The sequence below is a fragment of the Kitasatospora sp. NPDC127116 genome, from assembly GCF_042677365.1.
GTDB lineage: Bacteria > Actinomycetota > Actinomycetes > Streptomycetales > Streptomycetaceae > Kitasatospora > Kitasatospora lactacystinica.
The window spans coordinates 1-11988 of record NZ_JBHXTL010000207.1; the positions used below are offsets into that span (position 1 = coordinate 1).

11 protein-coding genes are annotated in these 11988 nt (G+C 75.5%); 8 read left to right on the forward strand and 3 right to left on the reverse strand.

The window, feature by feature from the left end:
• Positions 1-944: 944 nt before the first annotated feature.
• Positions 945-1856, reverse strand: coding sequence for a LysR family transcriptional regulator (locus tag ACFVHV_RS41500; protein ID WP_380358747.1), 912 nt, complete (start codon positions 1854-1856; stop codon positions 945-947).
• 189 nt (positions 1857-2045) lie between these two features.
• Between ACFVHV_RS41500 and ACFVHV_RS41505 the strand changes: the two genes are divergently transcribed.
• On the forward strand, positions 2046-2726 hold the full coding sequence (locus tag ACFVHV_RS41505; protein ID WP_359903273.1) for a type 1 glutamine amidotransferase domain-containing protein: 681 nt from the start codon (positions 2046-2048) through the stop codon (positions 2724-2726).
• 110 nt (positions 2727-2836) lie between these two features.
• Here the strand turns inward: ACFVHV_RS41505 and ACFVHV_RS41510 are convergent, their stop codons facing one another.
• Positions 2837-4381 (reverse strand): carboxylesterase/lipase family protein, encoded by a 1545-nt coding sequence (locus tag ACFVHV_RS41510; protein WP_380358750.1) that lies wholly within the window; start codon positions 4379-4381, stop codon positions 2837-2839.
• Positions 4382-4491: 110 nt separating this feature from the next.
• On the opposite strand from ACFVHV_RS41510, the gene ACFVHV_RS41515 reads away from it, so the two are divergent.
• The 7 genes from ACFVHV_RS41515 (at position 4492) to ACFVHV_RS41545 (ending at position 10777) form a co-directional block, all read left to right on the forward strand.
• On the forward strand, positions 4492-5121 hold the full coding sequence (locus tag ACFVHV_RS41515) for a TetR/AcrR family transcriptional regulator (protein ID WP_380358753.1): 630 nt from the start codon (positions 4492-4494) through the stop codon (positions 5119-5121).
• A 51-nt stretch (positions 5122-5172) separates the two neighbouring features.
• On the forward strand, positions 5173-6270 hold the full coding sequence (locus ACFVHV_RS41520; RefSeq protein WP_380358756.1) for a TIGR03617 family F420-dependent LLM class oxidoreductase: 1098 nt from the start codon (positions 5173-5175) through the stop codon (positions 6268-6270).
• A 227-nt stretch (positions 6271-6497) separates the two neighbouring features.
• Positions 6498-6902: a hypothetical protein gene (locus ACFVHV_RS41525; protein WP_380358759.1), complete on the forward strand. Its 405-nt coding sequence runs from the start codon at positions 6498-6500 to the stop codon at positions 6900-6902.
• Entirely contained in the window at positions 6899-8662 is a 1764-nt protein-coding gene (locus ACFVHV_RS41530) for a GMC family oxidoreductase (protein WP_380358762.1), read from the forward strand. Before ACFVHV_RS41525 ends, ACFVHV_RS41530 begins: the two co-directional genes overlap by 4 nt.
• Positions 8663-8724: 62 nt before the next feature.
• Positions 8725-9567 carry a hypothetical protein gene (locus tag ACFVHV_RS41535; protein WP_359903256.1) on the forward strand — a complete coding sequence of 281 codons (843 nt, stop codon included), beginning with the start codon at positions 8725-8727 and terminating at the stop codon, positions 9565-9567.
• Complete coding sequence (locus tag ACFVHV_RS41540) at positions 9564-10241, forward strand: DUF402 domain-containing protein (protein ID WP_359903253.1); 678 nt, start codon at positions 9564-9566, stop codon at positions 10239-10241. Before ACFVHV_RS41535 ends, ACFVHV_RS41540 begins: the two co-directional genes overlap by 4 nt.
• Positions 10242-10309: 68 nt before the next feature.
• Complete coding sequence (locus tag ACFVHV_RS41545) at positions 10310-10777, forward strand: hypothetical protein (protein WP_359903250.1); 468 nt, start codon at positions 10310-10312, stop codon at positions 10775-10777.
• On the opposite strand, the gene ACFVHV_RS41550 is transcribed toward ACFVHV_RS41545, so the two are convergent.
• Complete coding sequence (locus ACFVHV_RS41550; RefSeq protein ID WP_380358766.1) at positions 10743-11729, reverse strand: bile acid:sodium symporter family protein; 987 nt, start codon at positions 11727-11729, stop codon at positions 10743-10745. The two genes, ACFVHV_RS41545 and ACFVHV_RS41550, sit on opposite strands and share 35 nt — an antisense overlap.
• Between the last annotated feature and the right edge of the window lie 259 nt (positions 11730-11988).

Here is an 11988-nt window from a genome sequence, read left to right on the forward strand (position 1 = left end):
CCGGCGAGAATCGCGGCAGAGGTACGCATACGGAGCTTGAAAGCGGGCATGTAGAGCAAGACCTCGTTCGGGTTGGGCCGGTGTCACGCCCCGTGTCGACCGTGGCCGGACAGGGGCCGAACGGTCGCAGGGTGTGACGCGGCGGGAAGCCGTCCACCGGCGGGACAGGAGCCGGTGTGGCTGGCGACGAATGCCAAGTTGCCAGACCGGATCGGCCCCCGCCAAGACCCCCTCGCTACGATCCGCCGTCGTAGCCGCGCGCCCGGCTCCGATTCCAAGGAACCGCCGCCCCGCACGCCCCGACCCCTCCCCGCCTGCGCGAACACCTTCCACCCCGTGGCGCAGGACGGGCAAAACGGACACTGCTAGCCGTCGTCGTTCATCGCATCCGTGTGTGAGCGCCCTCACCGGCCGGGATCCGACGGCATCGCTGACGGGCCCACCGCCGTCACACCGGGTCACCACCGACCGGCCACCGTTGAGACCCCCGCCACACCCCCCAGACGCGGGCGGCAGTCCGACGAAGGCAGCCACGGGTGGCGGCCCCGGACGGCCGGCAGCGCGGTCCAGCGGCGGACCGACTCGGCGGCCGTGGCCACCGCCAGACCGGCACCGAGGGCGCACAGGACGCCCGGGACGTGGCCCCGTTCGCCGGCCCGCAGGGCCGGGCAGCCAGCAGGCGGCGGCGGTCAGCGGCCGGGCGACGGCCTTGAGGCGGCCCGGTCCAACGGCCGGGAGAAGCGGGCCCGGCTGGTGCTGCTCGGCCCCGGTTGACCATCCGGGTCCTGCTCGCCGACGACCAGCGCATGGTCCGTACCGGCTTCCGCTACGTCCTCGACGCCGAACCCGGCATCGAGGCCCTGCCCCTCGCCGCCGCCCGCGGCGAGGCCATGGTCTCCCCACAGGTCACCGTCCGCCTGCTGCTGGAGCGGCGGGCCGCCGGGTCACGCCCAGGTGCGGGCCGCGGCCAGCAGGTGCTCGCGGACCAGGGCCACGTGCGGGTTGGCCGAGCCGGCCGGGCGGCGGACCAGGTACGCGGTGTTGATCGGCGGATCGGCCGGCTCGTGGAGCAACCGCAGGGCGCCGGAAGCGAGTTCGGCCCGGCACAGGTAGCCGGGCAGTACGCTCCAGCCCGCGCCCGCGGTCACCGCCGCGAGCACCGCCCGCAGGTCCGGCACGGTGACCGCGGCCCGGGCGTGCAGCCGTCGGTCGAAGACGTGCCGCCAGTAGCGGCGGGCGATCGGCAGGTCCTCGGCGTAGCTGAGCAGCGGGACCTCGGCCAGCGCGCCGGGCAGTTCCCGGCCGGCCAGCCGCTCGGCCCAGAGCGGGGCCGCGACCAGGACGAACTCCTCGTCGGCGAGCGGTTCGGCGAGCAGCGTCCGGCCGGGCGGCCGCCGGGTGGCGACCACGAGGTCGTGCTGCCCGGCCCGCAGTTCCGCCAGCAGGGGGTCGGTCAACCCGCTGGTGACCCGCAGCTGGACGCCCTCCGCGACGAGCGGGGCCAGCTCCGCCAGCAGGACGGCGCCGAGGAACTCGGCCGGCCCGGCGAGGTGGACCGGCTCCGGCACGCCGTCACCGCGCCCGTCGGCGAGGCCCGCGAGCCGGTCCAGCGGCCCGGCCAGCCGGGTGGCGAGGTCGTCGGCGTACGGCAGCGGGCTGACCCCGCGCGCCCGGCGCTCGAACAGTTCCCGGCCGAGCCGCTGCTCCAGCGCCCGGATCTGCGCGGTCACCGTGGACTGGGACAGGCCCAGCAGATGCGCGGCCGCGGTGAAGGAGCCCGCCCGGTGCACGGCGAGGAAGGTCCGCAGCTGGTTGAGGTCCAGCGGGCCGGAGCCGGTGGTCGGCCGATCGCTCATGCCGGCGAGCCTACGGGATTCCGATGGCCGGCCGGCGGGTTCGACGGTCCGGGTGAGGTATCGGAATTCCGATGCCCGGTATCGCGTGGCCCATTGGTTCCCGCAGGCAGGGCGCGTCTAGCGTCGACGGTGTGAGCGCCGCGGCGGACCGTCGCGGCGAGGACCGCGGCACCCCTGGAGGCACACCCCATGGCCGACATCCTGTTCGTCGTGACCGGCTCGAAGGTCTGGACGCTGAACGACGGCACCGAGCATCCGACCGGCTTCTGGGCGGAGGAGGCGGTCGTCCCGTACCGCGCCTTCACCGGGGCGGGCCACCGGGTCGCGGTCGCCACCCCGGGCGGCGTCGTCCCGGTCGCGGACCGGGCCAGCCTGACCGACCCCGAGCTGGCCGAGGAACTGGCGAAGATCGCCGAGTTCCGGCAGCCGCTGGTGCTGGCCGAGGTCGACCCGGCCGACTACGACGTCGTGTTCTACCCCGGCGGCCACGGCCCGATGGAGGACCTGGCGGTCGACGCCGACTCCGGTCGGCTGCTCACCCGGGCGCTCGCCTCGGGACGCCCGCTGGGCGTGGTCTGCCACGGCCCGGCCGCGCTGCTCGCGGCACGGGCCGAGGACGGCGGCTCGCCGTTCGCCGGGTACCGGGTGACCGGCTTCACCAACGCCGAGGAGGTCCAGGCCGGGCTGGCCGACCGGGCGCCGTGGCTGCTCCAGGACCGGCTGGTCGCGCTGGGCGTGGACTTCGAGGAGGGCGAGCCCTGGGCGCCGCACGCGGTGGTCGACCGCAACCTGGTGACCGGCCAGAACCCGGCCTCCTCGGCCCTGGTGGCCGCCGGGCTGCTGAAGCTGCTGGCGGAGTCGGCGAAGTAACGGCCGGTGTAGGGCTTGGGCGGGGCCCGGTGCGGCGGTGCCGCGGTGCGGCGCCCGACGCCGCCGGGCGGGCTCCCGTCGTGCCGTGCCTCCGTCGTGCCGTGCCGCCGTCAGCGGAGGTCGTAGGCGGTGAGGGGGTGGCCCGCCCAGATCCGGTGTGTGGCCTGTTCCGGGTAGCGGACGGTCCGCGAGCGGGCGTCCAGGACCCGGGTGAGCTGCCCGTCCGGTTCGAAGGCGGGCCACCCCGGGTCGCCGGTGGTCGCGAACCGGACCCAGGCCCGCCGCAGTTCCGCCGAGACCCGGACCGCCTCCGGCGGGGGCCGGTCGCCGAGGGACTGCCGTGCCAGCGGGCTGTCCAGGCTGCCGAAGGCGAGCGGCACGTCCAGGCCGTGGCAGGCGCCGAAGGCGCCGTCGAGAGCGGGCGCGGGCAGGGCGAGCTCGAAGAGGTACGAGGTGCCGCCGGCGGCCGCGTTGGCCTCGGCGAGTCGGACGGACGGCACCCGGAACAGGGCGTCGGAGCCGACGGTTTCCAGGAGTTCGGAGGGTGTCGCCCCCGGGAGGGCGGCCCGGTAGGCGTCCGGGCCGCCCGGCGGGGCGAACAGCTCAAGCATCAGCCGGGCCTCCTCCTCGGTGAAGCCGCCGTGCCGGCCGCTGAGCACGCTGAACAGCCGGAACTCGTCCCGGGTGTGACCGACCAGCAGGTCCACGCCGGCGGTGAGCGCCGACCAGGGCGAGCCCGGCAGGATCTCGCCGTCGACCACCGGGACGGTGGCGATGCCGCTGTGCGCCAGCCGGCCCCAGCGCGCGAGGCGGGCCGGCAGCGCGGCGCCCAGGTCGGTGACCGCCGAGGCCAGGCGCCAGGGGTGCACCCCGGCCAGTGCGGCGGCGGTGGGGGCCGTGCCGAGCAGCTTCGCGAGTTCGGCGGTGACCTCGGCGGCCAGCGCGGGAGTGCAGTGGTTGCCCGGCACCGAGTGGGCGACGGCCCGCCGGAACAGGCCGCGGGCCCGGTCCGTCGAGAGCAGGGCGGCGACCGAGCCGGCGCCCGCGGACTGCCCGGCGACGGTCACCCGGGCCGGGTCCCCGCCGAAGCGGGCGATGTTGCGCCGGACCCAGTGCAGGGCGGCGATCTGGTCCAGGAAGGCGCGGTTGGCGGGGGCGCCCGCCAGCAGCGCGAAGCCCTCGGCACCGACCCGGTAGTTGATGCTCACCACGACCAGCCCGGCGGTGGCCAGGGCGGTCGGGTCGTACAGCGGGTCGCCGGCGGTCCCGGAGATGAACCCGCCGCCGTGGATCCAGACCAGCACCGGCAGTCCGGCCGCGCCCGGATCGGGCGTGCAGACGTCGAGCGTCAGCCAGTCGGTGTCCTCGGACGCTCCGGACGTCCTGGCGGGCATCGGCCCGGACTGCGGGACGACGGGTCCGAAGGAGGTGGCCTCGCGGACGCCGTCCCAGGACTCGGGCTCGACGGGGGCGGCGAAGCGGAGGGCCCCGACGGGCGGTCGGGCGTAGCGGATGCCTCGGAAGACCGCGAGCTCCCGGCCCCCCGGCCGCGCGTGCTCCTGCTGCTGTTCCTGTCGCTGTTCCCGGCCGCGGCGCGCTGCCCAGCGGCCGCGGACGAGTCCCTCGGTGGTGCGGATGACGGGCTGTTCCGGCATGTGGGCGCTCCTCCCTCGGAAGGCTTCCCACGTTATAGGTCAGCTGTATTATGTCAAGCGTATGAAAAAGACTCCGCAGCGCGCGGAGCGAGGACGAGGAGCCGCCGCCGATGCCGAAGCAGGTCGACCACCGGGAACGCCGGGAGACGATCGCCCGCGCGCTGTGGCGGGTCGTGGAACGGCGCGGCGTCACCCACCTGACGATGCGCGAGGTCGCGCAGGAGGCCGGCATCTCGCTCGGGCAGCTCCAGCACTACTTCGGCTCCCGGGCGCAGATGCTCTCCTTCGCGATGGACTTCGCCGGCGAGCAGAGCGCGCAGCGGGTCGGCCTGGCGGTGGGAGCGCTCGGCGGGAGGCCGCATCCGCGCGACGTGCTGCGGGTGATGCTGGTCGAGCTGCTGCCCCTGCACGCCGACGCGCGGGCGACCAGCCGGATGGGCGCCGCCTACGTGCTGGAGGCGCTGCACGACGAGGAGGTCCACGCTCGGGCGCGCGGCGGCCTGCTCCAGGGGCGGGCGACGGTCGAGCAGGTGGTCCGGCAGGCGATCGCCGACGGGCAGCTGGCGCCCGACCGCGATCCGGTGGTGGAGACGGACCTGCTGCTCGCGCTCACCGGGTTCGCCACGCTGCTGGAGCTGGACGTGGTCGGGCCCGACGCCGTGCGCGCGGCCGTGGACCGGCACCTGGACCGGCTGTTCGCGGCGCCGGGAGACGTGGGCGGGGACGTCGACGGCAGGTGACGTGGCAGGCTACCCGGGTACCACAGCCGCCCGCGACCAGGAGCCCAGCCCATGGACCGACCCGCCACCCTCCGGCCCGCCGCCCCCCGACCCGCCGCCCTCGGGCTCGACGCCACCGCCTCCGGGCACCCGGCGGGCATCCTGGACGCCGCCGAGCGGGCCGAACGCCGGGGCATGGACCGGCTGGTGGTGGCCGAGACCGCGTACGACCCGTTCCTCCAGCTGGCCCGCGCGGCCGACCGGACCGAGTCGATCGAGCTGGCCACCGGCATCGCGGTGGCCTTCGCCCGGACCCCGATGACCCTCGCCTACCAGGCCTGGGGACTGCACGCGGCCTCCGGCGGACGCGCCGTCATCGGGCTGGGCTCGCAGGTCAAGCCGCACATCGAGAAGCGCTTCGGCATGCCCTGGGACCGTCCGGCCGCCCGGATGCGCGAGTACGTGCACGCGGTGCGGGCGATCTGGCACAGCTGGCAGACCGGCGAACGGCTGCGCTTCCGGGGCGATTTCTACACCCACACGGTGATGACGCCGGTGTTCTCCCCGGACCCGGTCCCGTCCGGCGTGCCGCGCATCCTGCTGGCGGGCGTCGGGCCGCTGATGACCCGGACCGCCGGGGCGGTGGCCGACGGCTTCCTGAGCCACCCGTTCTCCTCCACCGCCTACCTGACCGAGCAGGTGCTGCCGGGCCTGACCGAGGAGCGGGCCCGGGCCGAGGCGGAGGGCGCCGCATGGACGGAGCGGCCGTTCGAGATCGTCGGCAGCGTGCTCACCGCCACCGGCCGCACCGAGGAGGAGCTGGCGGCCAACCGGGCCGCCACCCGTGAGCGGCTCGCGTTCTACGCCTCCACGCCGGCCTACCGTCCGGTGCTGGCGCAGCACGGCTGGGAGGGGCTCCAGGAGGAGCTGCACACCCACTCGGTGCGCGGCCGCTGGGCGGAGATGGCCGCGCTGATCGACGACGAGGTGTTCGACGCCTTCGCGGTCTGCGGCCCGGTCGAGGAGGTCGCCCGGGAGATCCACCGCCGGTACGCGGGTCTGGTCACCCGGCTGTCCGTCAGCCTGCCCGAGGACGCCGACCCGGAGCTCGGCCTGGACGTCCTGGCGGCCGTGCGGGCGCTGGGCCGACCGGAAGCGGACGCCAGATGATCGTGATGCGCGGCCGACCGGACAAGGGGTGACGAAGTCCGGGCAGATTCGTGCAACGCGTTTCCGGTGGTGAGGAGGCGCGGCATGATCGCGGTGGCAGGCCGGGTCGTCCGGTGGACGGGTCGCCCTGGCCTGCCGCGTTGTGGGGCCTGTCGCGCCGTACGGACCGTTGCGCCGTCCGGCCTGTCATGCCTCGGCCACCCGTTGCCGACCATGGGGGTGCCCGCGTGCCCGTGTCCGACGACCGCCCGGCCGACTACGACCTGGCGGAGTGCTGGGACCCCGTCGCGAACCAGTACGTCGACGCCCTGGCCGACCTGGACGAGTTCCTGCGCGTCTGCGCCGAGCTGACCGGATTCGACGTCCCCGAACTGCGCTCCACCGGCATGGCGGACGAGCACCACCGCACCACGCTGGCCCACCAGGTGCGCGACGAGCACGCCCTGGTCCACCTCTGGTACGTCGGCGCCTGGCCCGGCGAGGCACCCTCCTCCGCCCGGGCCCACGACCAGGGACTGGTCTGGCGGACCTTCCACGCCGTCCCGCCCGGCTCCGCCGCCCCCGGCCACGGCAGCTGGGCCGAGGCCCCCCGAAGCGCCGTGGTACCGGACAACGGCGGTGAGCGCCGATGAGCGCCCGCTGGGACGCCGTCGTGGTCGGCGCGGGCTTCGCCGGGACCCTCGTCGCCCACCGCCTCGGTGCGCAGGGCTGGCGGGTCCTCGTCCTGGAAGCCGGTCGGGCCGCGCCCACCGGCGCCGAGACCGCCACCGCCCACCGCGCGGCCGGCGGCGGACCGCCCACCTCGCCCTACCCGCACAGCCCCGAAGCCCCGTCACCCGACGTCACCGACCTCGCCGGAAACCCGGACGGCGGCTTCACCGCCACCGGCCACCTCCGCCAGGACGGGCCGCTGCCCTACGCCAGCGGCTACCTGCGCGCCAACGGCGGCACCGGACTGCTCTGGACCGGGCTCACCCCGCGCATGCACCCCGAGGACTTCCGCACCGGAGACCTCGGCCACGGCCGCAACTGGCCGATCGGCTACCACGACCTGGAACCCCACTACCGCGACGCCGAACGGGAACTCGGCGTCGCCGCCGACGCCGAGGAGCAGCGCCGCGCCGTCGGACTGCCCATCCCGGACGGCTACGACTTCCCGATGCGAGCCGTTCCGGCGAGCTACCTCGACCGGCAACTGGCCCGCGCCCTCGACGGACGGACCGTCCGCGACCCCGCCGCGCCCGGCTCCGCCCGGCTCGCCGTCACCGCCACCCCGCACGCCCGCAACGGCGTGCCGACCAGGCCCGGATCCGCCGACGGGCCCCTCTGCGCGGGCAGCGCCAGCTGCGTCCCCGCCTGCCCCACCGGCGCCAAGTACACCCCGCTGCGCACCCAGGCCCGCTGGGCGGCCGGGGTCGAACTGCGCACGGAGGCCGTCGTCAGCCGGGTGCTGGCCGACCCGGAGACCGGGCGGGCCGGAGGAGTCGAGTACCTCGCGGGCGGGACGGCCCACCGGGTGGAGGCGGACCTGGTCGTCCTCGCCGCGCACGCGATCGAGAACGCCCGGCTGCTGCTCCTGTCCGGCCTGGCCAACCGCAGCGACCAGGTCGGCCGGAACCTGATGGACCACCCGGCCCTGCTCACCTGGGGGCTGATGCCCCGCCCGGTCGGCCCCTACCGCGGACCCGGCTCCACCAGCGGCCTGGAGGCGTTCCGCTTCGGCCCCGGGCGGGAGCGCCGGGCGCCGTTCCGGATCGAGATCGGCAACTGGGGCTGGTCCTGGGCGGGCGGCGCGCCGGAGGCCGAGGCGGCGGCGCTGCTCGCGGCGGGCCTGCGCGGCAAGGAGCTCCGCGACCGCCTCGGCGACCGGCTGGGCCGTCAGTTCTCGCTCCAGTTCGAGCTGGAGCAGCCCGCAGACCCCGCCAACCGGGTCACCCTCGACCCGGACCGGCGCGACCCGCTCGGTCTGCCGGGCCCGGCCATCCGCTACGACCTCTCGGAGTACGTCCGCGAGGGGATGACCTCCGCCCGGGCCGTCTCCGACCAGCTGTTCGCCCTGCTCGGCGCCGAGGACCACACCGCCTATCCGGCGGCCGGATGGCCGGGACGGCTCGAACACCGGGGAAGCGTCCACGGCTACCGCGGCGCCGGCCACGCCGGAGGCACCCACATCATGGGCGACTCGCCCGCGACCTCGGTGGTCGACCACTGGCAGCGCTGCTGGGAGCACCCCAACCTGTACGCCGTCGGCTGCGGCTCGATGCCCTCCCTGGGCACCTCCAACCCCTCGCTCACCATGGCCGCCCTCGCGCTGCGCAGCGCCGAGCGGATGCACCACGACCTGCTGGAGCTGCACCGCCCGGCGGCCGTGGCACCACCGGCCGCACCCTGAACCCTCGTACCGCCCCCGCCGTTTCCCCCGTCTTCCCCGTCTCTCCCGTCCTCGGAGTCCTCATGACCGGCCTGCCGCTTCCGCCCGTACCGGAGCCGTACCACCTGCCCTTCCACTACGGTGCGCTGCACAACATCGGCGTCGACTACCTGGTCGACCGCGCGCGGGCGCGCGAACTGCTCGCCAAGCGCCACCCGGGGCTGAACGTCGCCGCTTTCGACGGCGGGGCCTGCGTCTCGCTCAACTACCAGCTCTACTTCGCCCAGTATCCGAACGGCGGCGGCATCACCCAGGAGCTGGAGATCAACCTGATCGCCCACCCGCTCTTCGCCGAGGAGCGGATGCCGGTGGTCAACTACGGCCAGTACGCCCGGGGGTACGACCAGACCAAGCTGCTCGGCATCGCCCGGCTGCACGTCCTCTGCGACAACCCGCTCGCCATCGACGCCGGGCGCCGGCTGTACGCCGAGCCCAAGCACCCGGGCTGGTTCGAGACCACCCTGCCCTCCCTCAACGCGCCCGACGTGCGCGAACGCTGGACGGTCTCCTGCCGTCGGGCCGGCCTCGGGCAGGACGGACTGATCCGCCACGACGAGGAACTCCTCGCCCTGGACGTGAACCTGGTCGGCCTCACCCCCGAGTCCGTCAACAACACGCCGATCACCGGCTACGGCACCGACGACGAGGGCAAGCTGCTGGCCGGGCCGCTCAACGTCTACCAGCCCTACCGCTACTACGCCCTGGACGACCGCACCGCCGACCGCGTCCGGCTCGATCTCGGCAACCCTGCGGAGGAGTCGGCCCGCGACCTCGCCCACCTGATCGCCGACGCCCCGGCGGCCGGGGTCTGGACCTACCAGTCCCCGCCGGTCGCCGCCCACAACCGGGCCTACTACATCCGATGACGGCCCCGGCCTTCTCCCCGGTCTTCGCCCCGGGCGGCACCGCCGTGCGACGGGACGTCGCCCACGGCAGGGTCTGGTCGGCCATGCCGTACACCGTGCTCGCGGACGACGGCGCGAGCCTGACCCTCACCGCCCGCCCGGGGACGGAGACCCTGGCCCCGGCCGGCTGGACCGCCGCCGCCCGCGCGGGGGACGACGCCGCGCGGCTGGACTGCATCGAGGACCTCGCCGCCGGCCGGTGGGAACTCGACGACTGGACCTGGCGCGACACCGTGGTGCTCAGCCGCTTCACCGCCGGAGCGCCGTTCAGCGTCCACCGCTTCCTGACGCCCGACGGCCGGCCGCTGTACTGGTACGTCAACTTCGAGCGCCCGTACCGGCGGACGGCCATCGGCCTCGACACCCTCGACCTCTTCCTGGACCTGGTGATCACCCCCGATCTCTCGACGTACAGCTGGAAGGACGAGGACGAGTACGCCCACGCCCGGCGCCTCGGCGTCATCGACGAGGCCACCCATCGGTGGATGGACCGGGCGCGGGACCTCGCCCTCGCCCAGCTCCTGGACCGCGCCGGCCCGTTCGCCCCCGACCCGGCGCTCTGGGAGCTGCCGCCCGCAGGCCCGCTGCCCACCCTCCCGGACACCGCCCTCAGCACCCCCGTCGAAGCGGAATGAAGGCTGGTCACCCGGCGCCGACCTGCTAGGGTCGCGCCCCTGTGCGAACGACAGCCAAGGGGGCGGACGTGACGGTGACGGCGGACACGACGGACGACGTGGAGGCCCTCAAACACCTGCACGACGGCGGCGACTACCGGCGGCTCGCCGAACGGACCTCGAACCCCGAGGTCCTGCGCCGACTGGCGATCGGGGAGTACCCGTTCGTCTGGCACGCGATCGCCCGCAACCCGGCCGCCCCCACCGACCTGCTGGCCGCACTGGCCGGGCGCCGGCAGCTGGTGTGGAACGACAACCGCCTCCTTGAGCTGCTCGCGGCCCACCCCGCCCTCATGGGCGAGGCCCTTGAGGCCCTGGTCGATCTCGTGGGCGACCGCCTGCGGGAGGGCGACCGGCCGTACGCGGCCGTCCTGGAGCTGGCCGGCAGGCCGGAGCTGCCGGCCGAACGGCTGCACCGGCTCGGCCGCCTCCCGGGGGCCTCGGCCAGGCTGCGCCGGGGGATCAGCCGGGTGCTGGCGGAGCGTCCGGACCGGTGAGCGCGGCCGGGACCGGGCCGGGCGCGGCGGCCGTGGGAGCCCGTGACCAGCGCCCGGCGAGTACGGTGCCGACGATCAGCTGGAGCTGGTGGTAGAGCATCAACGGCAGCACCAGCAGCCCGGCTTGCGCGCCGAACAGGACGGTGGCCATCGGCAGGCCGTTGGCCAGGCTCTTCTGCGAACCGCAGAGCACCGCCGCGATGGTGGCCGACCGGTCGAGCCCCAGCAGCCGCGCGCCGAGCCCGGTGGCCGCGAGGGCGGCGGCGAGCAGGGCGAGCAGCACCGCGAGCAGCCCGAGCAGCGCGAGGGGGGTGGCCAGGCCCCAGATGCCCTGGGACACCGCCGCGCTGAACGCCGTGTAGACGACCAGCAGGATCGAGCCGCGATCCACCGGGGTGAGCACCCGTTTGTGCCGGGACAGCGGACCGCCGAGCCACGGCCGCAGCAACTGCCCGAGCAGGAACGGTGCGAGCAGCTGCAGCCCGATCCGCAGCAGTCCGTCGGCGGACAGCGCGGTGTGCGATCCCAGCAGCCAGGCCGCCAGCAGGGGCGTGATCACCAGCCCCGCCAGGCTGGAGTAGGTGCCCGCGCAGATCGCCGCCGGCACGTTGCCCCCGGCGGCGCCGGTGAGCGCCACCGAGGACTGCACCGTGGAGGGCGCCAGACAGAGGAACAGCACCCCGGTGTGCAACTGCCCGGTCAGTGGGACGGGCGTGAGCAGTGCGGTGGCCACGCCGAGCAGGGGGAAGAGGACGAAGGTGGCGGCCAGTACCAGCCCGTGCAGCCGCAGGTGCCGCAGCCCGGCCAGCGTCTCACGGGTGGAGAGCCTGGCACCGTAGAGGAAGAACAGCACTGCCACCGCGAGGTCGCAGGCCACCCCGGCGACTCGCGCCGAGGTGCCGGAGGCCGGGAACAGCGCGGCCAGTCCGACGGTGCCGGCCAGCGCCGCCATGTACGGGTCCAGCCAGCGCGGCAGCAGCCGCCGGGAGCGGGGCCCGGGAGCGCGTTGCGGCTGCGTCCGTTCCCCGGGCACCTGGTCCCGGCGCCCCCGGGCCGCGCGCCCTGGTGTGTGCCCCGATACCGGGTGCCCCTGCGCCGCGTGCCCCTGCGCCGCGTGCCCCCCGGCCGTGGGGGGCGCGGGGCCGGCGGGGGGGGGGGGGGGGGCGGCGCGCGGGCGGGGACCGCGGCCCCGGCCCCCCCACGCCGGGCCC